Consider the following 20,582-nt stretch of genomic DNA (forward strand, 5'->3'; position numbering starts at 1 on the left):
CGCTCGGCTAGACCAGCGCGCCCTGATTTTCCACCACGGCTTTCTTCTCTGGCACGAGCCGATCAAGCTCGATCCGACCAACCGGATCGAGCAGCTCACCCGTAACCAGCGTTGTGATCAGGCTGCGCACCAGCGGCAGCTTGGTCGCCGGCCCAATCATGATGTCGCGGCTGAACGGCAGCACTGAACTGTCTGATTGATAAAACGGCGTCAGGATACGGCTGAGCAGCTGATAGAAGCGGATATGCATCTGTCGCTGCTTCAGATGCCGCGCGATCGCCTCGCCGACCGTTGCCTCACGGCAGAGTGCCGAAGCGAGAGACGCCGCGTCAAGCAACGCCATGTTCGCGCCCTGGCCAAGCTGCGGGCTTGTCGCGTGCCAGGCATCGCCGATCTTCACGACGTGCTTGCCGGCAACCGGCGTGCGGGTCAGATGCCGGTAGCGCGCGTGCACCGGCTCGGCCACGGCGGCAAGCGCCTCCGCCTCAGGCCAGAAGGAGCGCACCGCGTCGATCCAGGCCTCGCGCCCGGCGGCGCGCCACGCCTCGAAATCCCCGTTGCGGATGCTCCAGAAGAACGTCGCCATCGGAGCCGCGCCATCGCGTGCGGTGCCGACAGGCAGCACGCCGGCCATCTGGCTTGCTCTCTTGTAGCGTTGCTCCAGCTCGTCCTTGCGGAAGACGCCATGCTCCGGCCAGGGAACCGTCGCCCAGAGCGCGCCGTAGCCGAGCTCGGTGGCGGCCTTCGCGGCGACCGGCGAGTTGGCGCCCATGGCGTCGATGGCGAGATCGGCGGTCGCCGTTCGGATGCCGGTCGCAAGCACGAGACGCGGCGCGCTACCTGGCTCGATGTCGGTCACCCGTGATGACGTCTCGAACCGCACCCCAGCACTGATCGCGGCCTCAAGCAGCAGATCGAACAGCGCGACGCGCTGGATGGCGATACCGTAGGCGCCCGGGCGATAGCCGACGTCGAGCACCGTGCGGCCATTGCCGGACAGGCGCCCATGCATGCGGCTGATGCGGGCGCCGCGCGCCTCGACTTGCCCAAGCAGGCCCATTCGCGAGAGCACCGCGGCCCCTGTCGGCTGCAGCACGAAGCCGGATCCGACCGGCTGCGGCGCGTTCATCTGGTCATAGACGGTCACGCGGGCGCCGCGGCCTGCCAGAAGGGCGGCCAACGAAAGACCGCCAACGCCGGCGCCTGCGATCGCGATGTCGAGCGTTTCAAGCTTCATGACGCGCCCAGTCAGCCCAGCTGCCGCTCGATGGCCTTGGCGGCCTGCCAGAGTTCTTCCATCCGCTCCAGCGTCGCGGCCTCCAGCGTTTCACCTTCTGCTTCAAGAGACGTTTCTATATGGCTGAAACGGCGCCGGAACTTCGTATTCGTCCCGCGCAGGGATTGCTCCGGATCGGCCTTGACATGCCGGCCGATATTGACCACGGCGAAGATCAGGTCGCCGAGCTCGTCGCTGACCTTGGCGTGGTCGCCCGAGGCCAACGCCTCTCTCAATTCCGCGATCTCCTCCTCGATCTTGTCGAGAATGGGCTCCGGCGCCGACCAGTCGAAGCCGACCTTGGCGGCGCGTTCCTGCAGCTTCAGCGCTTCCGTCAGCGCCGGAAAGCTGCGCTGCACGGAACCCAGGAACCCGGCCTTGAAATCCTCCGAAATCCCGCGCGCGGCCCGACGTTCGGCGCGCTCGCGCTTTTCCGCCTGCTTGATATCGTCCCACTGCTTCTTCACCGCGTCGGGCGTATCCGCGTCGGAGCGGGCGAAGACATGCGGATGGCGGCGGATCATCTTTCTCGTGATCGCTTCGACCACGTCGCCGAACGAAAACGCGCCGGCCTCCTCGGCCATGCGGGCATGGAACACGACCTGCAGCAACAGGTCGCCCAATTCGTCGCAGAGGTCGTCCATATCGTTGCGCTCGATCGCGTCGGAGACCTCGTAGGCCTCCTCGATCGTGTAGGGCTTGATCGTCTCGAAGGTCTGGACGATGTCCCAGGGGCAACCGGTCTCGGGATTGCGAAGGGCGGCCATGATCTCGATCAGGCGGGAAATGTCTTTGGAGGCTTCCATCGTGCGCGGGCCGATCGTGTCAGTTCAACGGAATGTCGTTGTCGCCCTTGGACGACTGGTAGCTCTCGGAAAGCGCGTCGTAGCGACCCTTGATCCGCGCCGTCTGCGCCTTGAGGTCGACCTTTCTGGCATCACTCTCGGTCTCGACGAGATCGGCGATCGCGAAGCTGTTCCAGAAGGCGTTGCTGCGACTGTAGCCGCCAGGCTCGAGCCCGAACACTTCCTTCAGGATCTTCAGGTCGTGGGGGATCGCGAAGGCGTCGCGGGAATCCTCGTGGCTGAAGAAATAGTAGAAATTGTCGAACCCGGCCCAGGTGATCGCTGACATGCACATGGTGCAGGGCTCATGCGTCGAGAGGAAGATCAGGTCCTTGGTGGCAGGCTTCTCGCCCAGCTCGTAGAAACGCTTCAGCGTATGCACCTCGCCATGCCAGAGCGGATTTTCCAGCTCGTTGTTGGTCTCGGCGACCACGAGCGAAAGGTCCGATTTGCGCAGGATGGCGGCGCCGAAGACCTTGTTGCCGAGGCCGACGCCGCGTTCGGTCATCGGCAGGATATCGCGCTCCATGACATCGAGAAGGCGGGCGGCAATGGTGGTGTCGGACATGGCGTTCTCCTTGTTGCCGGCACCTTATCGCCGGTACCGCGCCAGGCAAACGAGGATTCTTGGGCCAGTCCGAATTTGTCACAGGCTTTGTGCCGCACCGGTGAGTTTTGCTCAAATCATTGACATGCCGGGTAAAACAATACGCGGCCATACCGGGTTTGGAATTTCTGTTTCTTCATTTGGCTGGTCGGGTGGTGCATATTCCGGCAACTTCGAAATGGATTGATGATGCCTTCCAAGATTGAGCAACTGTCGGTTTTTCCTGCCTTCGTTCGTGTCGAAGGCAAGATCGCGGCTGTCTTCGGCAATGGCGATGAAGCCTTCGCCAAGGTGCGCCTTCTGTCGAACACCAAGGCCCGGATCGTCGCCTATGCGGATCGTCCCGAGGCCGATTATCACGCCCACCTGATCGCCAACCGCATCGAGACTGTCCGTGCGCCCTTCGCGCCCGAGCAGGTCGATGACGCAACGCTAATCTTCGCCGCAACAGGTGATGGCGCCGCCGATCGCGCCATCGTCGATGCCGCGCGCGCCGCCAGGGTCCCGGCCAATGCCGTCGATCAGCCCGACTATTGCGATTTCTACACCCCGGCACTCGTCAATCGCGCCCCCGTAGCGGTTGCCATCGGCACGGAAGGTGCGGGGCCCGTTCTCGCCCAGATGATCCGCGCCCAGGTCGACCAGTTGCTGGCACCGTCGCTCGGCCGCCTTGCCGAACTGGCTGTCAGCTACCGCGGACGCGTCGAGCATATGCTGGAGAAGGGCGCCACGCGCCGTCTCTTCTGGCGCCGTTTCTTCTCCGGCGCGGTGGCCGATGCTGTCTCCAACGAAAACATGCCGCAAGCGAAAAGCCTTGCCGACGAGCTGTTGCACTCCGCCGACAAGGCCGATGGCCGCGTCTGGCTGGTCGGCGCCGGCCCGGGTGCTGCTGATCTCCTGACGCTGCGCGCCCAGCGCGTGATGATGGAAGCCGATGTCATCGTCTATGACGCATTGGTGCCGCGGGAAATCGTCGACATGGGCCGCCGCGATGCGGAGCGCCTCTCGGTCGGCAAGCGCAAGGGCTGTCATTCCAAGTCGCAGGAAGAGATCAACGACCTCCTCGTCTATCTCGGCCGCCACGGCAAGCGCGTCGTCCGCCTGAAGTCTGGCGATCCGCTGGTCTATGGTCGCGCCGGCGAGGAAATGGCCGCGCTGCGCGCCGCCGGTATCGCCTACGAGGTCGTGCCCGGCATCACCTCTGCTTTTGCCGCCGCCGCCGATTTCGAACTGCCGCTGACGCTGCGTGGCGTCGCCTCGTCGCTGGTCTTCACGACGGGCCACGACCTGACCGGCGACGTGCTTCCCGATTGGGCAAGCCTTGCCGTCTCAGGCGCCACGATCGCCGTCTATATGGGCCGCACCGTCGCCGCATCGGTTGCCGAGCGGCTGATGCGCGCCGGTATCGCGCCGGAAACGACGGTCGCCGTCATCGAAAACGCCAGCCGCGCCGATCGTCGGCTGCTGCATGGCACGCTTCGCGATCTGCCCGATCTGCAGAACCGCGATGAACTCACCGGACCTGTCATGGTCATCATCGGCGACGCCGTCGCCGGCGCCAATTTCGAACTGTCCGAACCGCTGGTGCGTGCACGTGCCCGGTCCGATGAACTGCTAAGGAGCTGACTATGGGAGACAAGGTTCTGACCGCCAACAGGCTGACCGACGGCATCGCCGTCTGGCTCGATGCCAACGGCACCTGGGTGACGTCGCTGCAGGATGCGCTGGTCGCGCGCCATGCCGAGGCCGTCGCCGCGCTGGAGGCGATCGGCAAGAAGTCCTATGCCGATAATCTGGTCGTCGATGTCGCCGTGGTTGACGTGCAGGAGACCGATGGTGTTCTCTGGCCGCTGCGCCTTCGCGAGCGCATTCGTGCACAGGGTCCGACCATGGAATACGCGCCGGGCTACAAGCCCGCCGATCCCGCATTCATTGCAGTCTGAGGAATACCATGTACCGTTACGACGAATTTGACCATGCCTTTGTCGCCGAGCGCGTCGCGCAGTTCCGCGATCAGGTTGAGCGCCGTCTGTCCGGCGAGCTGGCCGAGGACGCGTTCAAGCCGCTGCGCCTGATGAACGGCGTCTATCTTCAGCTGCATGCCTACATGCTGCGCATCGCCATTCCCTACGGCACGCTGAATTCCAAGCAGATGCGCATGCTGGCACATGTCGCGCGCACCTACGACCGTGGCTACGGCCACTTCACGACCCGCCAGAACCTGCAGTTCAACTGGCCGAAACTGTCCGACATGCCCGACGTGCTGGCCGAGCTCGCCACCGTCGAGATGCATGCGATCCAGACCTCGGGCAACTGCATCAGAAACGTCACCGCCGACCACTTCGCCGGTGCCGCCGCCGATGAAGTCGCTGATCCTCGCCCATACGCCGAAATCCTGCGCCAGTGGTCTTCCGTCCATCCGGAATTCTCCTTCCTGCCGCGCAAGTTCAAGATTGCCGTGACCGGCGCCGAGCGCGATCGTGCCGCGATCCAGGTTCACGACATCGGCTTGCACCTGAAGAAGAACGACAAGGGCGAGATCGGCTTTGCCGTCTATGTCGGCGGCGGCCAGGGCCGTACGCCGATGATCGCCAAGCTGATCAAGGACTTCCTGCCGGAAGAGGACCTGCTGTCCTACACGACTGCCGTCATGCGCGTGTATAACCTGCACGGCCGCCGCGACAACAAGTACAAGGCCCGCATCAAGATCCTCGTCCACGAAACGGGCGCCGAGGAACTGGCCCGCCAGGTCGAGGTCGAGTTCGCGGCGCTGAAGGACACCGAGCTGAAGCTCCCGGAAGTCGACGTTGCCGCTATCACCGCCTATTTCGCGCCGCCGGCTTTGCCTGAGCGTGCCGAAGGCTGGGAAAATCTCGCCCGCTGGAAGAAGGCCGATCCGGCGTTCTCGCGCTGGGTCCACCAGAACGTCCAGCCGCACAAGAATCCCGATTACGGCATGGTCACGATCTCGCTGAAGCCGATCGGCGGCATCCCGGGCGACGCTTCCGACAGCCAGATGGATGCGGTTGCCGATATCGCCGAGGAATACGCCTTTGACGAAATCCGCGTCAGCCACGAGCAGAACCTGATCCTGCCGCATGTGGCGCTGGCCGACCTCGAAGCCGTCTATCGCGGTCTGGTCACAATCGGTCTCGCCGAAGCCAATGCCGGCCTGATCACCGACATCATTGCCTGTCCCGGCTTGGACTACTGCGCGCTCGCCAATGCGCGCTCGATCCCTGTCGCGCAGGAAATCTCCAGGCGTTTCGGCAACCCCGAGCGTCAGGCCGAGATCGGTGAGCTGAAGATCAAGATCTCCGGCTGCATCAACGCTTGCGGTCACCACCATGTCGGCCATATCGGTCTGCTGGGTGTCGAGAAGAAGGGCGCCGAACTCTACCAGATCACGCTCGGCGGTTCCGGCGACGAACACACCTCGATCGGAGAAATCATCGGCCGCGGCTTCGAGCCGGAGAAGGTGACGGATGCGATCGAGAAGATCGTCGACACCTACCTCGGCCTGCGCAACGATCCGTCGGAGATCTTCCTCGATGCCTATCGCCGCGTCGGACCGCAGCCCTTCAAGGATGCGCTCTACGGTGATTCCAAGGCGGAGGCCGCGTAGTGACTAGGATCTGGAGAGAAACCGGCTTCGTCGAGAACGACCCGTGGGTCATCGAGACCGAGGAAGTGAAGGCGGGCGAGGGGCAGAAGCCTCTGCTCAGCCTTGAGGAACTGGCGGTCAAGGCCGAGGAGAGCAACGAAGTCGGCTTCGGCGTGCTGATCAAGCCCGCCGACGACGTGCGCAAGCTCGAGCCCTATCTCTATCGCCTCGAACTGGTGGCGGTGGCTTTTCCGGCCTTCAACGACGGCCGCGCCTTCAGCCATGCATCGCTGCTGCGTGAACGTCTCGGCTATACCAACGAGCTGCGCGCCGTCGGCGATGTGCTGATCGACCAGGTGCCGCACATGCTGCGCTGTGGCATCGACAGCTTCGCGGTCACCAACGAGACTGCGATAAAGCGTCTCACCGAAAAGCGCCTGCCGGAGATTCCGCATTATTATCAGCCGACTGCGCGTGACGCGGAGCCGGGCAAGAGCTATAGTTGGCGCCGTCAGGCGAAGCCGGCGGCATAAGGCCGGCTCGCCGTTTCAAAATTTGCGGAACGGTGCAATGAAGACTTTCGAAATCGCGGTGATCGGCGGCGGACTGGCCGGAATGATCGCCGCAATCGCTCTTGGACGCGGCGGACGCAACGTTGCACTCGTTGCTCCGCCGGCACCAAGGGAAGACCGCCGGACCACGGCGCTGATGGATCAGTCGATCCGCTTCCTCGACCGGCTGACGCTCTGGGAGCGCCTGCGGCCGTCTTCCGCGCCGCTATCGACCATGCGCATCATCGACGGCACCAACCGCCTGTTGCGCGCGCCGACCGCGACCTTTCGCGCCGCCGAAGTCGGGCTCGAAGCCTTCGGCTACAATTTTCCCAACAAGGCATTGATGGATGTGCTGGAAGCGGCCGCCGCCGCCGAGGGCAACATCACCCGTTTCACCGCCTTCGCCGATGTGATCGATGTTACCGAGGACGCCGTCTCCATCTCGCTCGACAATGGCGAGACGCTCACCGCCGATTTCGCGATCGGTGCCGATGGCCGCAAGTCGAAGCTGCGCGAGACGGTTGGTATCGACGTCAAGAAATGGTCCTATCCGCAGTCGGCCATGGTGTTGAATTTCGAGCATTCCCTGCCGCACGAAAACATATCCACCGAATTCCACACGGAAAGCGGTCCCTTTACGCAAGTGCCGCTCCCCGGCAAGCGCTCGAGCCTCGTCTGGGTGCAGAGCCCTTCGGATGCTGAAGCGCGCCGGGAGCTTTCGCTGGCCGAGCTTGGCAATGTCGTCGAGGAGCGCATGCAGTCGCTGCTGGGCAAGGTGACTGTCGAGGACGGTGTGCAGATCTGGCCGCTGTCGGGCATGATGGCACACCGCTCCGGCAAGGGCAGGGTGGCGCTGATCGGCGAGGCGTCCCACGTCTTCCCGCCCATCGGCGCTCAGGGTCTGAATCTGAGCCTGCGCGATGTCATGGCGCTGACCGATATCCTCTGCGACCGGGCGGAACTGCCGATCTCGAAGGATGCGGGCAGCCAGTTCGACCGCAAGCGCCGCGTCGATATCATGACCCGCACGGCAAGCGTCGACGTGCTGAACCGCTCGCTTCTATCCGATTTCCTGCCGATGCAGGTGCTGCGCGCGGCCGGCCTGCATATCCTGGCCGCCATCCCGCCGTTCCGCAGCATGGTGATGCGCGAGGGTGTCGAACCGGGGCGCGGTCTACGCGCGATCCCGGATGCGATCAAGGAACACCTACGTCGGAAGAAAGCCTGACTTCATCGCGATCAGGAGAGACTGCGGCCACTGCCGCTTGCCTGCGAACAAGCCAAGGCCTAGCCGATTTTCATCAGGATTGGAAAGGTCTGCTGGAACCAGATCGCGGCGTCGGTGACGAATCCGAAGATGAAGGCGAGGCCGGTGAGGATGAGGAACACGCCCATTATCTTCTCGACCGTTCCTACGTGACGGCGGAAGCGGGTGAGGAAGTTCATGAAGGCGCCGGAAAAGGCGGCGGCGATCCAGAAGGGAACGGCAAGGCCTAGCGAATAGACCGCAAGCAGGCTGGCGCCCGAGCCGACCGTTTCGCGCGAGGCCGCGACACCAAGGATGGTGCCGAGCACGGGGCCGATGCACGGCGTCCAGCCGAAGGCGAAGGCAAGCCCCATCACATAGGCGCCCGTCAGCGTGGCCGGCTTGCCGTTGCCCTGAAAGCGTGCTTCCCGCGACAACAGGCCGATCCGGAAGACACCCAGGAAATTCAGGCCCATGACGATGATGACCAGCCCGCCGATCTTGGAGAGCAGGTCGAGATGCTGGCGCAGCGCCATGCCGATGCTCGACGCGCCCGCGCCGAGCGCCACGAAGACGGTGGCGAACCCAAGCGTGAAGAACAGCGCCGAAAACAGCACGCTGCGACGCGTATCCGGCGCGATGGTCACCGTTCCTCCGCCGCGGAACTGGTCGACGGATATGCCGGCCATGTAACAGAGATAGGGGGGGACCAGCGGCAAGACGCAGGGCGAAAGAAACGACAGTGCACCGGCAAGCAAGGCACTAAACAGGGAAATATCGGCAATCGACACGCGGTTCTCCGGCGCAGGGCATTCGTGTGCAGTCCTAGCGCAGCCGATGGCCCGCCGCCAATCACCTTTTTGCGCCTCACCTCTGGGGAGCTTGGCTGGACCGATACAACCTGTGTTAATTGTCTGGCAATTGAGACGGTCTACTGTAATCCCATGCGGATCAGCGTCATCACCAACTGGGCCTATGCAGCGACGGTTGTTCTGACCGTCCTCTCCGGGTCTGCCTTCATCCTTTCCGCCACCAGCGCGAACCGCGAGCGGATCGCGGTCGAGGAACATCTGGCGCTGAGCGATCTCGCCGAAGGCCTTGCGCTGGGTGCCGAGGAACGTACCGATGAAGCGCGCCTTTATGTCATGCGCGACGATATCAGCTATCTCGACGCCTTCCAGGGCAAGGAAGCCGAGGAGCGCCTGCGCGAACGTTCGATCAAGGGCATCCGCGACTTGGGCGTCGCGCCTATCGAACTGCAGGCGCTCGATGACGTGCAGAAGAACGCCGACGTTCTCGACAGGATCGAGCAGGAGGCCATCGCCCTCTATCGCAAGGGCGATCAGGCAGGCGCCCGCCAGGCCCTGTTCGGCCCGGAACACGAGCGTATCCAGACGGCCCTGCTCAGCGCCGTCACGCGCTTCCGCGACCTGGTGAACGCGCGCACCCAGGCGGTGATGCAGGACACGCAGAAGCGCAGCGACTGGTGGGGCTTTGTCGCCAAGACGCTTTTGGCTGTCACCGCAGCCGTGTTTCTCAGCGTTCTCTATTTCATTCTCAAGCGTCGTATCGCCATGCCGTTGATGCGGATGACCGGCATCGTCACCCGCCTTGCCAGGCAGGACTACGCCGTCGACGTGCCGCTCGATCGCCGCCGCGACGAAATCGGCGAGATGAACGAGGCGATCCACATATTCCGCGAAAACGGCCTGGAACGCGATCGCCTGGATGCCGAACGCCGGCGCGATCAGCAGACGAAGGACCTGATCCTGCAGATGATGCACCGCCTGCAGGCCTGTCAGGCGCAGGATGAACTGGCCGAAGTCGTGGCGCTATTCGCCCCGCAGATCTTTCCGGATCTCGCCGGCAACCTCTACATCATGAACGAGAGCCGCTCGACATTGTCGCGCATCTCCTCCTGGCACGAGCCACGGCGGTCCGAGCCGGTGTTTCCCGCGACGGCCTGCTGGGGCCTGCGGCGCGGCCGCCCGCATGCAAGCTCGCGGGAGCACGGCGACATCAGCTGCCAGCACCTCGACCATCAGGATGCGATGGGGCTTTGCGTTCCGCTGACGGCGCAGGGCGATGTCGTCGGCTTGCTCTATTTCGAGGAACGGCCGCAGGGCCACATTCAGGCGGAGGCGTCGCGGCTCTATCTCGAGCTGATCGCCGAGAATATCGGCCTGGCGGCCGCCAATCTGCAGCTGCGCGACAAGCTGACCAACCTTTCCATTCGCGACGCGCTGACGGGGCTTTACAACAGGCGCTCGCTTGACGAGGACGTGAACCATCACGCGCGAGACCGCGAGATGGAGCAGCTTTGCTGCATGATGATCGACATCGATCACTTCAAGCGCTTCAACGACGAGTTCGGCCACGATGCCGGCGACGAGGTGATGCGCTACGTCGCCCAGACCATTGTCGATACGATTGGCGAGGCCGGTCGCGCCTACCGGTTTGGCGGCGAGGAGTTCACCGTCCTGCTGCCCGGTATCGGCGACGCCGAAGGTTTCGACATCGCCGAGCGCCTGAGGTCCAATATTCGCGGCCTGCCGCTTTCGCATCGCGGCCGCATTCTCGGGCCGATATCGGTATCGATCGGCGTCGGCTCGCTGGCCGAAGGCGCCGCCGTCTCGACATTGCTCACCCGCGCCGACGCAGCGCTGCTGGAAGCCAAGGCGCAGGGACGGAACATGACCGTCATGGCCTCCGTGCTTCTACCTGATAGCAAAAGACGCGGTTCCGCCTGAGTGAGGGCTGGAGTAAGGGGTAGTGCTTTCTATTTCTGCGTCGACCCAAGCCGCACCAGCACCTCGTCCGGAATGCCGTAGCGCTGGATGACGTCGCGGCTGTTGCGCAGGCCGCAGATCTCACGCTGGACGAAAAGACCCCATACCGCGTCCACGGCCTTACGGAGGCGCGCGTCGCGGTCTTCCTGGTGATGGCGCGAGGCGTCCCAGCCTTTCAGACTGGCCAATGCCTCTTCCGCCTTCAGCCCGCTGCGACCGAGTGAACTCGCGCGTTCGGCTCTCAACTCGTATTCGAGAACATTGAACCCACCTTCGATCGAGAAAGGTTGCCTCAGCGATTGCGGCGGACGAACGGTCATGACATGCCCTCAATGCTCGCGCGGATAAGCGATCGGCGCGCGTGGCTCGATTGACGAATGCCATGATAGAGTAGGATTGATCGGCGCGCCGGTAAAGACGGCGACGGCCGAGGCATGCCAAATGCCCCGGCCTTGATCGCCTGTCTCGACGGGCACGTCAGCCAGCCAGCTTATCTGCGCCGTCTACTTCGCAGCGGCGTTGCCAACCCGGTTGCCCGCATTCTGCGTCGCATCCACGGTATTGGCCGCATCCTTGCCCATGCCGCGGATGGTATTGCCGCAGGAGCTGAGGGCTAGCATGACGCAAAGAGCAGCCGCGATCTTCGTGGTTAAGGAGGAAGTCATGTCACAATCCTTTTCGTGGAACCTGTGACAGAACGCACGGCAGGCCAGCTGGTTGCATTCTGTGTCACTCACGCATGCGGCTCGCTCTATGGCTGCTCACGCATGCCGGGGGTCGCTTCCCGCTGGTCGGCATCTTCGAGATCCGTCTTCACGATGAATGCATCCGTATGCTGTCTCGCGGCTTCGCGGAGCGCCTCGAGATTCGGCACGTCATCGCCGTCTATCTGGTCACCGCCATGACTGATTTCATGCTCCGCCTGCGACCAATGCTTTTCATGCCGTCCCTCAGGCTTGCCCTCGCGCTCCCAGATGGCGTGGGCGCGGTCGCGAATGTCTTTCTCACGGTCTGACATGGTGCTCTCCAATGTTTGCATCGCTAGAACTGGCGGCAACGTCAAATGTTCCGGAGAATCGCCCGGTCAGCGACGACGGACAACTGGCAGCCTCTAGCGGATGGCGATCATCGACTTCGGCAGGCCCATGAAACGTTCCCAATGGATGGTGGCGTCGGGGAAATAGCGCTTCATCTCGGTTGCCGTCAGGAGTTGCGTCGACTGCACCTCGTCGAACGTCCGGCCCTGCGGGCACCCCCAACCATGCCCGAGCGGCCACCACTGCGCGGTCTTGAAATCAGGCGCCATCGGCATGAACTGCATGTCGGGCAACAGCCAGTGCGCCTTGATCGGGAAATACCGATAGGGCGTCTGGATGAGGTAGCGCGGCGCCATCTTGCTTGCGACCTGCGCGAGTTTCGAAAATGACTGATGCCCGCCCACATGCTCGATGAGGCTGTTGGAAAAGACGAGGTCGAAACGTTCGTCGTGCGGAATCACGTCTGCTTCGCAGGCATTGCCGCGGATCGTTCTGATCCGGCCGCTCTGTTCTTCGATATCAAGGTTGACGATCGTGACCTGTGGCGGCTGGAATGGTGCGTCGAGCCACCAGCTTTTCGTTCCGCCGAGATCGAGGATTCTCATATTGGGCAGATCCGGCATCAGCTCCAGAATCATCTCCCAGCGTTTGATCCTGATGCGCGCTGACACGGACCGGTCGCCGTTGACGAACACGTTTCGAGCTGCTGCAGCATCCATTTCGCACCCCCAAACACGTCGACGGACGCGACGACGATAGCCGGAAGCGACGAGAACATCGCCTTAGCCAATCGCATTAAGGATGCAGGGAGATCGTGCGAGGATGTTGGAACCGCAGAACGAAACCACGAGGGACAGCCGCTTAGTCGCAGTTGAAACCAAATGACATCATAAGCTATTGATTTTACGATGGTGAGAGCGATGGGGCTCGAACCCATGACCTACTGATTAAAAGTCAGTTGCTCTACCAGCTGAGCTACGCTCTCCCGTGTTCCGAAGTATCCGTGAAGGACCCCGGCTGGAAGTGCGCGGAACATATGCAGACGACCCATTGCGGTCAACTGAAAAATCCACCTTTCCTGTGCATTAGGCACATTTCTTGCGCGGGACGGCGAAGCGGACGGTGGTCATGGCCGCGGGAAGGTTTGGTTTCTATGGATTGACGGTGCAAGCGTAAGATCGCGGTGAAGACCACCGCCAATGCAGGATTCATGGCCCGATTTTAAGCATCCAATGCGCGAGCGCAGATAAAGTTCCCTAAAAAAATTTAAGAAAATCAATCGGTTCAATCGCATTCGCGACTTAACAAATCGCTCCTGGACCCTAAATCTCCGTTATACAAGGAGATGACAATGACCAATGTGATCGAACACACCAATACACGCAAGGTACTGCGTGGCCGCGCCTACAGTCTGACGGAGTTCTCGCGCAAATACCGGCTCGGTGACGATGAAGCCATTCGCCTGTTCGAGAAGTTCGGCCCATCGGCCACCGAGCTCGATCTGCTGATGGCCGCCAAGCGCCGTCCGCCGGTCTCGCTGGAATCACTTGGCGCCTGATAGGCGCCATCCGCCTGCGAATTGTTGCGGCAGGCCCGGGCCGCCAGCGCCCGTGGGTTGGGAATCTCAAGCGACGGCGGAATTGCGCCGTTCGCCCGCGACAAACTCGAGTTTCATTACCAAGATTTCATTTCCATTTGACGTTGCTGCGTGCCAATGCGGTCAACTTGCTAATCCTGCGTTCAGCTTCGGACCGTTATTCCCGAAGCTGACAGTCGTATTGGCTGTATCTGACCGAGGCCGCCCGCATGAACGATATGACCAAGCCAAACGAACCCAAGAGCACGGGCCAACCGGCGAGCACGGCAACTGCCGATCTCGCCGCTGTGCTTGCCGCGTCGCGGCAGAAGCAGAAGGGCCGGTGGCTGAAGCGCTCGCTGGTGTCGCTGGTCGTGCTCGCGGTGGTGGCCGGCGGTGGCCTCTATCTCTATTCTCGCCAGGGCGCCGGCGAGGTGAGCTACACCACGCAACCGGTCAAGAGCGGCGACCTGACCGTCCTCGTGACGGCGACCGGATCTGTGCAGCCGACCGAGCAAGTCGACATATCCAGCGAGCTCTCTGGTACCGTTCGCGATGTGAATGTCGACTATAACAGCGAGGTGAAGGCTGGCGACGTGCTGGCCGTGCTCGACACGATCAAGGTCGAGGCGGACGTCAAGAGCACGCAGGCGAAACTCGATTCGGCCAAGGCGAACGTCGTCAAGGCCACCGCCGATCTCGAATCCGCCAAGAGCTCCTACGACCGCTACCGCAACCTCGTCCAGAGCAACGTGACCACGCAGCAGAGCCTCGAGGACGCGCGCTACAAGTACGATTCGGCTGTTGCCACGAAAGAGATTAACGAAGCGGCGGTGCTGTCGGCGGAGGCCGATCTGCAACTCGCCCAGGTCAATCTCGCCAAGTCCAAGATCATCTCGCCGATCAATGGCGTGATCCTGACGCGCTCGGTCGATCCGGGCGCGACGGTTGCCGCCTCGCTGTCGGCGCCCGTTCTCTTTGTCATCGGCGGCGATCTCAGGAAGATGGAATTGCAGGTTGATGTCGATGAGGCCGATGTCGGCCAGATTGCCGTCGGCCAGAAAGCCACCTTTACGGTCGATGCCTATCCCGATCGCACATTCCCGGCCGAGATCAAGCAGATCCGCTTCGCCTCGGAGACGACGAACAACGTCGTCACCTACAAGGCCATCCTCTCCGTCGACAACGCCGATCTGTTGCTGCGCCCGGGCATGACGGCGACAGCCGACGTTACGGTGGAGGCGGTCAAGAGCACGCTGATGGTGCCGAATGCCGCCTTGCGCTACGCGCCGCCGGCCACGGAAGCAAGGCGGAACCGTGGCCTGTTCGGCATATTCGCTCCGCCGCGCATGGGCCGACGCGGCGGCAACCAGGGCGGCGGCGAGACGCTGACCGGCGCCAAGCGTCGCGTCTGGGTACTGAAAGCCGGCAACCCGGCGCCCGTTGTCATCCAGGTCGGCTCCTCGGACGGGCAGTTCACCCAGGTGGTCTCCGGCGATCTCAAGGAGAAAGACGCGATCATCACCGATTCGACCGAGCGGTCGAGATAAAAGGCGCGCCATGACAACGCCGCCTCTCATCGAGTTCAGCAGGGTGTCGAAGATCTACGGTCGCGGCGAAGCCTCGATCCGCGCGCTCGATCATGTCGATCTGGCGATCCGCGAACATGAGTTCGTCGCGATCATGGGACCGTCTGGCTCCGGCAAGTCCACGGCCATGAACATTCTCGGCTGCCTCGATGTTCCAAGCGCCGGCGACTATCTGTTTCAGGGTATTTCGACCACCGGTTTCGATCGCGCGCAATTGACGATGCTGCGCCGGCATATGCTGGGTTTCGTCTTTCAGGGCTTCAACCTTTTGCCGCGCACCTCGGCGGTCGAGAATGTCGAGCTGCCGCTCATCTATCGCGGAATGCCGGCCGCCGATCGCCATCGTCTGGCGAAGGAAGCGCTCGGGCTGGTGGGGCTCGGCGGCCGCGAGCATCACAAGACCCAGGAACTGTCGGGTGGTCAACAGCAGCGCGTCGCCATCGCCCGCGCCATCGTCACCCGGCCATCCCTGCTTCTCGCCGACGAACCGACGGGCAATCTCGACACCAAGACCAGCATCGAGATCATGGACCTGATGACGCGGCTCAACCGCGAGCAGGGCATTACCATCGTCATGGTCACGCACGAACCCGATATCGCTGCCTATGCCCAGCGGCTGCTGCGCTTCGTCGATGGCAAGCTGGAAACCGAAACCGCGCATCAGGGAAGGGCGGGTCATGTTTCTTGAGACCGTCAAGCTCGCGCTGCGCGCCATCAGCCGCAACATGCTGCGGTCGTTCCTGACCGTGCTCGGCGTCGTCATCGGCGTCGCCGCCGTCATCGCACTGGTGACGATCGGCAACGGCACGACGGCACAGGTCACCTCCGAGCTGTCGCGGCTTGGCACAAACATGCTCTTTGCCCGCCCCGGCCAGTTCGGTCCCGGCCGCGCGAGTGCCGAGGCGCGGCGCTTCACCGTCGCCGACGTGGATGCCATCAGCGAGCAGGTCGGCGGCCTCAGGGCCGTGGCGCCGCTCAACCAGACGACCGCGACCGTGATCTATGGCGGGCAGAGCCATTCGACGACGGTAATGGGCACCACCAATGACTATTTCACCGCGCAGGACTGGGACATCGCATCCGGCCGCAGCTTCGACGCCGCCGAGGAGCGCGGCCGCGCGCGCTGCGTTCTAGGAGAGACCGTCCGGTCGCAGCTCTTCGGTTCGGCCGATCCGATCGGCCAGCAGGTGCGCGTCGGCAAGGTCTCCTGCGGCGTCATCGGCGTGTTGGCAAAGCGAGGGCAATCCGGCATGGGCAACGACCAGGACGATGTCGTCATCGTTCCGATCAAGGTCTACCAGCGCCGCATCGGCGGCAAGGCCAATGCCAATGTCTCGATGATCCTGATCTCGGCGCGTGACGGTGTCGCGACGTCCAAGGTTCAGTCGGATACGGAAAACCTGCTGCGCGAACGCCGCAAGATCATTCCCGGCCGCGAGGACGATTTCAGCGTCAACGACATGACCCAGATCGCCGCCGCCATGACCGGAACGACGACGCTGCTGACAAGCCTGCTTGGCGCCGTCGCCGCCATCAGCCTGCTCGTGGGCGGTATCGGCATCATGAACATCATGCTTGTCTCGGTGACCGAGCGCACGCGCGAAATCGGTATCCGCCTGGCGATCGGCGCGCTGGAGCGGCAGGTGTTGATGCAGTTCCTCGTCGAGGCGGTGGCCCTGTCGATATTCGGCGGCATGAGCGGCATTCTGCTGGGGCTGGGGCTTGGCTTCGGCGCGGTTTCCCTGCTCAAGGTACCGTTCGTGGTGAGCCCGACGATGATCGCCGTCGCTTTCGTCTTCTCCGCCGCGATCGGCATGATCTTCGGCTATTTTCCGGCGAGGCGCGCCGCGCAGCTCAATCCGATCGATGCGCTGAGGCACGAATAAACCCTTGTGAACCAACGGACGTACCTCTCGGTCTGATATATCATGGCAACCTGCCATTGAATCCATGAGTGCCTACGTTATGATATATCAGGTCGAATCACGGATCCGCGATGCCGAACTCCTCACAGAGCCATCTTGCCTACCTGGCGCTGGAACATGCCATCGTGACCCTGGCGCTGACGCCTGGCGCGCTCGTCAATGAAAAGCAGCTGATCGATCTCTCGGGCCACGGTCGCACACCGGTGCGCGAGGCGATCCAGAAGCTCGCCTGGCAGGGGTTGATCGTGGTGAAGCCACGCGTCGGCCTGCAGATCGCCGAGATCGGGCTGACCGACCACGCCCATGTCATGCAGGTTCGCCGTGAGCTCGAGCCGATCGCTGCGGCCCTCGTCGCCGAACACGCGACCGAAGGGCAGCGCAACCAGCTTGTCGAATGCGCGCGTGCGATGAGCAACTGCGCCGTCAGCGGCGATCTCGCGGGTTTCTTCGCGGCGGACAAGGCATTCGACGAAATACTGGAAGAGTCGTGCCCGAATGCCTTCATCACCTCGGCGCTCGGGCCCGTGCAGACCCATTCGCGCCGGCTCTGGTATTCGAAGGCAAGCCCCGAGCGCATGGATCGATCGATCTCCCTTCATGTCGCCGTCATTCGCGCGATCCAGCAGGGCAAGGCCGGCGAAGCGCGCAAGGCGATGACCGCGTTGATCGATTATCTCGGCCACAAGTGAAAACGGCCCCGTTTCCGGAGCCGTTGTTCATGCGAGAAACAATGAATCGGAGCGGTCAGCCGACGAAGGCGCGCTCGATGACGAACTGCGCGGGCTTGCTGTTGGCGCCCTCTTCGAGCCCCGCCTTCTCGAGCAGTTCCTTGGTATCCTTCAGCATCGCCGACGAGCCGCAGATCATGCCGCGGTCGATCTCCGGATCGAGCTTGGGAACGCCGAGATCGGTGAACAGCTTGCCGGACGAGATCAGGTCGGTGATGCGACCGCGATACGCGAAATCCTCGCGCGTCACCGTCGCATAGTGCAGCAGCTTGTCGCCGACCACTTCATGCAAAAGCTCGTCGTGCTGGATCTCATGAACCAGATCGAAGCCGTACTTCAGTTCGGCCACGTCGCGCGTGGTGTGGGTCAGGATAACCTGGTCGAACTTCTCGTAGGTCTCGGGATCGCGGATCAGGCTGGCGAAGGGCGCGATGCCGGTACCGGTCGAGAACATGTAGAGACGACGTCCCGGCGTCAGCGCGTCGAGCACCAGCGTGCCGGTCGGCTTCTTGCGCATCAGAACCTGATCGCCCGGCTTTATCGCCTGAAGATGCGAGGTGAGAGGACCATCGGGAACCTTGATCGAGAAGAATTCGAGTTCCTCGGCCCAGGCGGGGCTGGCGATCGAATAGGCACGGAAGATCGGCTTGCCCTCGATCATGAGACCGATCATCGCGAACTCGCCCGAGCGGAAGCGGAATCCCTCGGGGCGCGTCATCGTGAAGCGGAACAGATGGTCCGTGTAATGCGTGACGCTGAGAACGGTTTCGGCGAAGACGCCGGCAGGGATTGGGGCTGCGAATTCTTCGGTCTTTGCAGGGGCGTTCATTGCGGTATCGGATCCCGTAGTTCGTCGATCATCAATTCGATGCGAGCCAGATATTACAAATAGGCCACGGATTAAAGGTATTCCATTCCCTCCGCGGCGACATGCATGAAATATGCATGTTCTCGTCAGGTTTGGGAAACGCGATGTGCATCGTTCGCTTTTGCTCTGGCGAAGCCGGACAAAGGATGCATATTAGGCCGAAATCGCGCCTCGGGGGTGCGGATTGCTTATGGCAACTCGGGGAAACATGAAGATTTTCAACTACAAGCGCGTACCCTACGCGGAAATGCGCGCATTTTCCGTCCACATTTTGACGGCCTCCGGTTCCTTTCTTGCCTTCCTCGGTGTTGTCGCCGCATCGGAGGGAAGCTTTGAGGCCATGTTTTGGTGGCTGGGGCTGGCGCTGCTTGTCGATGGCATCGACGGACCGATCGCTCGCAAGGTCAAGGTCAAGGAAGTGCTGCCGAACTGGTCGGGCGATACGCTCGACAACATCATCGATTACGTTACCTACGTACTGTTGCCAGCCTTTGCGCTTTATAAAAGCGGCATGATCGGCGAGCCATGGTCGTTTGTCGCCGCCGGCATGATCGTCGTGTCGAGTGCTATCTATTACGCCGACATGGGCATGAAGACGGAGGAGAATTTCTTCTCAGGATTCCCCGTGGTCTGGAACATGATCGTTTTCACGCTGTTCGTCATGGATGCGAGCGCCACGACGGCACTCGCGGTCGTCACAGTCTCGGTGATCCTGACCTTCCTGCCGATCAATTTTCTGCATCCGGTGCGCGTCAAGCGCCTGCGCCCGCTCAATCTCGGCGTCTTCCTCCTGTGGTCGGCGATCGGCGTCTACGCGCTGTTGATGCGTTTCGTCGTGCCGCAGTGGGCTCTCGTTCTTTTCGTTGCGAGCGGTATCTATCTGTATTGCATCGGTGCCGTCCTGCAGTTCCTGCCGGCGCTGGGGCGCCGCGCCTAGGAGAAGACGAATGACGAAGACGCAGGCCGTCGTGCTGAACGGGACCGGTGGTCCCGAGGTTCTCGAATATGTCGATATCGACCTGCCGCCGCCGAAGGCCGGCGAAGTGCGGATACGGCACGCCGCGATCGGCCTGAACTTCATCGACGTCTATTTCCGCACCGGCCTCTACAAGGCCCCGCACATGCCCTTCGTGCCGGGCAAGGAAGCGGCGGGAACGGTGACGGCGGTCGGCGCCGGCGTTTCGGATTTCAAGGTTGGCGACCGCGTCGCCTATGCCGGCTCCGACGGCGCCTACAGCCTCGAGCGCAACATCGAGACCAGGCATCTGGTCACGGTGCCTGATGGCATCGCGCTTGAAACAGCCGCGGCGATGATGCTGAAAGGCATGACGGCGCAGTATCTGTTGAACCGCACCTTCAAGGTCGGCCCCGATACCACGCTGCTCTTCCACGCCGCCGCCGGCGGTGTCGGCCTGATCGCCGGCCAATGGGCCAAGGCGCTCGGCGCGACTGTTATCGGCACGGTCGGATCGGCCGCCAAGGCGCAGCTCGCGCGCGAGCATGGCTACGACCACGTCATCAACTACGCCACCGAGGATTTCGTCGCCAGGGTGGCCGAAATCACCGGCGGCAAGGGCGTCGATGTTGTCTACGATTCCATCGGCCGCGATACCTTCCCCGAATCGCTCGATTGCCTCAAGCGCCTGGGCATGTTCGTGTCCTTCGGGCAGTCGTCCGGGCCGATCGAGGATTTCACCCTGGCGTTGCTTGCGCAGAAGGGCTCGCTCTTCGCGACCCGGCCGACGCTTTTCACCTATATCGCCACGCGCGATGAGCTAACTGATTGTGCAAACGCATTATTTGATGTTGTTTTGAGCAACAAAGTGCGTATCAATGTCAATCAGACCTATCCGTTGCGCGAGGTTGGGCGAGCCCATACGGAACTGGAAGCTAGAAAAACGACCGGAACGACGCTGCTGATCCCAGAATGATCCCGAA

The 20,582-nt window shown here is 62.5% G+C and carries 22 protein-coding genes and 1 tRNA gene; 13 read left to right on the plus strand and 10 right to left on the minus strand.

The genetic code is table 11. From position 1 onward, the window contains the following. Positions 1-7: 7 nt before the first annotated feature. The 3 genes from GGQ67_RS10730 to GGQ67_RS10740 are packed head-to-tail and all read right to left on the minus strand — an operon-like array spanning position 8 to position 2,689. Positions 8-1,237, minus strand: coding sequence for an FAD-dependent oxidoreductase (locus GGQ67_RS10730; RefSeq protein WP_246400161.1), 1,230 nt, complete (start codon positions 1,235-1,237; stop codon positions 8-10). An 11-nt stretch (positions 1,238-1,248) separates the two neighbouring features. Next, on the minus strand, positions 1,249-2,082 hold the full coding sequence (gene mazG / locus GGQ67_RS10735) for a nucleoside triphosphate pyrophosphohydrolase (protein ID WP_183900160.1): 834 nt from the start codon (positions 2,080-2,082) through the stop codon (positions 1,249-1,251). A 19-nt stretch (positions 2,083-2,101) separates the two neighbouring features. Further along, entirely contained in the window at positions 2,102-2,689 is a 588-nt protein-coding gene (locus GGQ67_RS10740) for a deaminase (protein ID WP_183900161.1), read from the minus strand. A gap of 228 nt (positions 2,690-2,917) precedes the next feature. Here GGQ67_RS10740 and cysG point away from each other — a divergent pair, with 228 nt between their 5' ends. From cysG to GGQ67_RS10765, 5 genes are read left to right on the plus strand one after another with little or no spacing between them, the layout of a single operon-like run. Then, positions 2,918-4,354, plus strand: a complete 1,437-nt coding sequence (cysG, locus tag GGQ67_RS10745; protein WP_183900162.1) for a siroheme synthase CysG — start codon at positions 2,918-2,920, stop codon at positions 4,352-4,354. Between the two features lie 2 nt (positions 4,355-4,356). Next, positions 4,357-4,671: a DUF2849 domain-containing protein gene (locus GGQ67_RS10750; RefSeq protein ID WP_111561437.1), complete on the plus strand. Its 315-nt coding sequence runs from the start codon at positions 4,357-4,359 to the stop codon at positions 4,669-4,671. 8 nt (positions 4,672-4,679) lie between these two features. Then, positions 4,680-6,353, plus strand: coding sequence for a nitrite/sulfite reductase (locus GGQ67_RS10755; protein ID WP_183900163.1), 1,674 nt, complete (start codon positions 4,680-4,682; stop codon positions 6,351-6,353). Further along, complete coding sequence (locus GGQ67_RS10760; RefSeq protein WP_183900164.1) at positions 6,353-6,865, plus strand: DUF934 domain-containing protein; 513 nt, start codon at positions 6,353-6,355, stop codon at positions 6,863-6,865. The genes GGQ67_RS10755 and GGQ67_RS10760 overlap by 1 nt, the downstream gene beginning before the upstream one ends. 37 nt (positions 6,866-6,902) lie before the next feature. Then, positions 6,903-8,114: a UbiH/UbiF family hydroxylase gene (locus tag GGQ67_RS10765; RefSeq protein ID WP_183900165.1), complete on the plus strand. Its 1,212-nt coding sequence runs from the start codon at positions 6,903-6,905 to the stop codon at positions 8,112-8,114. 59 nt (positions 8,115-8,173) lie between these two features. Here GGQ67_RS10765 and GGQ67_RS10770 read toward each other — a convergent pair whose 3' ends face one another. Next, positions 8,174-8,923 carry a cytochrome c biogenesis protein CcdA gene (locus GGQ67_RS10770; protein ID WP_183900166.1) on the minus strand — a complete coding sequence of 250 codons (750 nt, stop codon included), beginning with the start codon at positions 8,921-8,923 and terminating at the stop codon, positions 8,174-8,176. A gap of 153 nt (positions 8,924-9,076) precedes the next feature. Here GGQ67_RS10770 and GGQ67_RS10775 point away from each other — a divergent pair, with 153 nt between their 5' ends. After that, on the plus strand, positions 9,077-10,882 hold the full coding sequence (locus GGQ67_RS10775) for a sensor domain-containing diguanylate cyclase (protein ID WP_183900167.1): 1,806 nt from the start codon (positions 9,077-9,079) through the stop codon (positions 10,880-10,882). A 29-nt stretch (positions 10,883-10,911) separates the two neighbouring features. On the opposite strand, the gene GGQ67_RS10780 is transcribed toward GGQ67_RS10775, so the two are convergent. The 5 genes from GGQ67_RS10780 to GGQ67_RS10800 form a co-directional block, all read right to left on the minus strand. Then, complete coding sequence (locus tag GGQ67_RS10780; protein ID WP_183900168.1) at positions 10,912-11,241, minus strand: DUF6665 family protein; 330 nt, start codon at positions 11,239-11,241, stop codon at positions 10,912-10,914. Positions 11,242-11,424: 183 nt separating this feature from the next. After that, positions 11,425-11,586: an entericidin domain-containing protein gene (locus tag GGQ67_RS10785; RefSeq protein ID WP_183900169.1), complete on the minus strand. Its 162-nt coding sequence runs from the start codon at positions 11,584-11,586 to the stop codon at positions 11,425-11,427. Positions 11,587-11,672: 86 nt separating this feature from the next. Then, on the minus strand, positions 11,673-11,939 hold the full coding sequence (locus GGQ67_RS10790; RefSeq protein WP_183900170.1) for a DUF2934 domain-containing protein: 267 nt from the start codon (positions 11,937-11,939) through the stop codon (positions 11,673-11,675). Positions 11,940-12,032: 93 nt separating this feature from the next. After that, positions 12,033-12,677, minus strand: a complete 645-nt coding sequence (locus tag GGQ67_RS10795; protein WP_183900171.1) for an SAM-dependent methyltransferase — start codon at positions 12,675-12,677, stop codon at positions 12,033-12,035. Between the two features lie 190 nt (positions 12,678-12,867). Beyond that, a tRNA-Lys gene (locus GGQ67_RS10800) sits at positions 12,868-12,943 on the minus strand. Positions 12,944-13,309: 366 nt separating this feature from the next. On the opposite strand from GGQ67_RS10800, the gene GGQ67_RS10805 reads away from it, so the two are divergent. The 5 genes from GGQ67_RS10805 (at position 13,310) to GGQ67_RS10825 (ending at position 17,737) form a co-directional block, all read left to right on the plus strand. Continuing rightward, entirely contained in the window at positions 13,310-13,516 is a 207-nt protein-coding gene (locus tag GGQ67_RS10805) for a hypothetical protein (protein ID WP_183900172.1), read from the plus strand. Between the two features lie 248 nt (positions 13,517-13,764). After that, positions 13,765-15,084, plus strand: coding sequence for an efflux RND transporter periplasmic adaptor subunit (locus GGQ67_RS10810; RefSeq protein WP_183900173.1), 1,320 nt, complete (start codon positions 13,765-13,767; stop codon positions 15,082-15,084). Between the two features lie 10 nt (positions 15,085-15,094). Next, positions 15,095-15,811, plus strand: a complete 717-nt coding sequence (locus GGQ67_RS10815; RefSeq protein ID WP_183900174.1) for an ABC transporter ATP-binding protein — start codon at positions 15,095-15,097, stop codon at positions 15,809-15,811. Then, positions 15,801-17,009, plus strand: a complete 1,209-nt coding sequence (locus GGQ67_RS10820) for an ABC transporter permease (RefSeq protein WP_183900175.1) — start codon at positions 15,801-15,803, stop codon at positions 17,007-17,009. Before GGQ67_RS10815 ends, GGQ67_RS10820 begins: the two co-directional genes overlap by 11 nt. A 110-nt stretch (positions 17,010-17,119) precedes the next feature. Continuing rightward, a complete protein-coding gene (locus GGQ67_RS10825) occupies positions 17,120-17,737 on the plus strand; it encodes a GntR family transcriptional regulator (protein WP_183900176.1) in 618 nt (205 codons plus the stop codon). 55 nt (positions 17,738-17,792) lie between these two features. Here the strand turns inward: GGQ67_RS10825 and GGQ67_RS10830 are convergent, their stop codons facing one another. Then, the gene (locus tag GGQ67_RS10830) at positions 17,793-18,605 is read right to left on the minus strand and encodes a ferredoxin--NADP reductase (RefSeq protein WP_183900177.1); all 813 of its coding nucleotides are present in this window, start codon (positions 18,603-18,605) and stop codon (positions 17,793-17,795) included. A 247-nt stretch (positions 18,606-18,852) separates the two neighbouring features. Between GGQ67_RS10830 and pcsA the strand changes: the two genes are divergently transcribed. Further along, on the plus strand, positions 18,853-19,581 hold the full coding sequence (pcsA, locus tag GGQ67_RS10835; RefSeq protein ID WP_183900178.1) for a phosphatidylcholine synthase: 729 nt from the start codon (positions 18,853-18,855) through the stop codon (positions 19,579-19,581). 10 nt (positions 19,582-19,591) lie between these two features. Continuing rightward, positions 19,592-20,575 (plus strand): quinone oxidoreductase family protein, encoded by a 984-nt coding sequence (locus tag GGQ67_RS10840; protein WP_183900179.1) that lies wholly within the window; start codon positions 19,592-19,594, stop codon positions 20,573-20,575. Positions 20,576-20,582: the final 7 nt, after the last annotated feature.

Origin of the sequence: Rhizobium metallidurans, from assembly GCF_014196505.1 — a bacterium.
GTDB classification, from domain to species: domain Bacteria; phylum Pseudomonadota; class Alphaproteobacteria; order Rhizobiales; family Rhizobiaceae; genus Rhizobium; species Rhizobium metallidurans.

What these genes read in the sequence shown, in the direction of transcription:
- GGQ67_RS10730 (WP_246400161.1), bottom strand. Translation starts at nt 1,237, where the DNA reads ATGAAGCTTGAAACGCTCGACATCGCGATCGCAGGCGCCGGCGTTGGC.
- GGQ67_RS10810 (WP_183900173.1), top strand. Translation starts at nt 13,765, where the DNA reads ATGAACGATATGACCAAGCCAAACGAACCCAAGAGCACGGGCCAACCG.
- GGQ67_RS10755 (WP_183900163.1), top strand. Translation starts at nt 4,680, where the DNA reads ATGTACCGTTACGACGAATTTGACCATGCCTTTGTCGCCGAGCGCGTC.
- GGQ67_RS10825 (WP_183900176.1), top strand. Translation starts at nt 17,120, where the DNA reads ATGCCGAACTCCTCACAGAGCCATCTTGCCTACCTGGCGCTGGAACAT.
- cysG (WP_183900162.1), top strand. Translation starts at nt 2,918, where the DNA reads ATGCCTTCCAAGATTGAGCAACTGTCGGTTTTTCCTGCCTTCGTTCGT.
- GGQ67_RS10785 (WP_183900169.1), bottom strand. Translation starts at nt 11,586, where the DNA reads ATGACTTCCTCCTTAACCACGAAGATCGCGGCTGCTCTTTGCGTCATG.
- GGQ67_RS10840 (WP_183900179.1), top strand. Translation starts at nt 19,592, where the DNA reads ATGACGAAGACGCAGGCCGTCGTGCTGAACGGGACCGGTGGTCCCGAG.
- mazG (WP_183900160.1), bottom strand. Translation starts at nt 2,082, where the DNA reads ATGGAAGCCTCCAAAGACATTTCCCGCCTGATCGAGATCATGGCCGCC.
- GGQ67_RS10805 (WP_183900172.1), top strand. Translation starts at nt 13,310, where the DNA reads ATGACCAATGTGATCGAACACACCAATACACGCAAGGTACTGCGTGGC.
- pcsA (WP_183900178.1), top strand. Translation starts at nt 18,853, where the DNA reads ATGAAGATTTTCAACTACAAGCGCGTACCCTACGCGGAAATGCGCGCA.
- GGQ67_RS10765 (WP_183900165.1), top strand. Translation starts at nt 6,903, where the DNA reads ATGAAGACTTTCGAAATCGCGGTGATCGGCGGCGGACTGGCCGGAATG.
- GGQ67_RS10815 (WP_183900174.1), top strand. Translation starts at nt 15,095, where the DNA reads ATGACAACGCCGCCTCTCATCGAGTTCAGCAGGGTGTCGAAGATCTAC.
- GGQ67_RS10780 (WP_183900168.1), bottom strand. Translation starts at nt 11,241, where the DNA reads ATGACCGTTCGTCCGCCGCAATCGCTGAGGCAACCTTTCTCGATCGAA.
- GGQ67_RS10740 (WP_183900161.1), bottom strand. Translation starts at nt 2,689, where the DNA reads ATGTCCGACACCACCATTGCCGCCCGCCTTCTCGATGTCATGGAGCGC.
- GGQ67_RS10795 (WP_183900171.1), bottom strand. Translation starts at nt 12,677, where the DNA reads ATGGATGCTGCAGCAGCTCGAAACGTGTTCGTCAACGGCGACCGGTCC.
- GGQ67_RS10775 (WP_183900167.1), top strand. Translation starts at nt 9,077, where the DNA reads ATGCGGATCAGCGTCATCACCAACTGGGCCTATGCAGCGACGGTTGTT.
- GGQ67_RS10820 (WP_183900175.1), top strand. Translation starts at nt 15,801, where the DNA reads ATGTTTCTTGAGACCGTCAAGCTCGCGCTGCGCGCCATCAGCCGCAAC.
- GGQ67_RS10750 (WP_111561437.1), top strand. Translation starts at nt 4,357, where the DNA reads ATGGGAGACAAGGTTCTGACCGCCAACAGGCTGACCGACGGCATCGCC.
- GGQ67_RS10830 (WP_183900177.1), bottom strand. Translation starts at nt 18,605, where the DNA reads ATGAACGCCCCTGCAAAGACCGAAGAATTCGCAGCCCCAATCCCTGCC.
- GGQ67_RS10790 (WP_183900170.1), bottom strand. Translation starts at nt 11,939, where the DNA reads ATGTCAGACCGTGAGAAAGACATTCGCGACCGCGCCCACGCCATCTGG.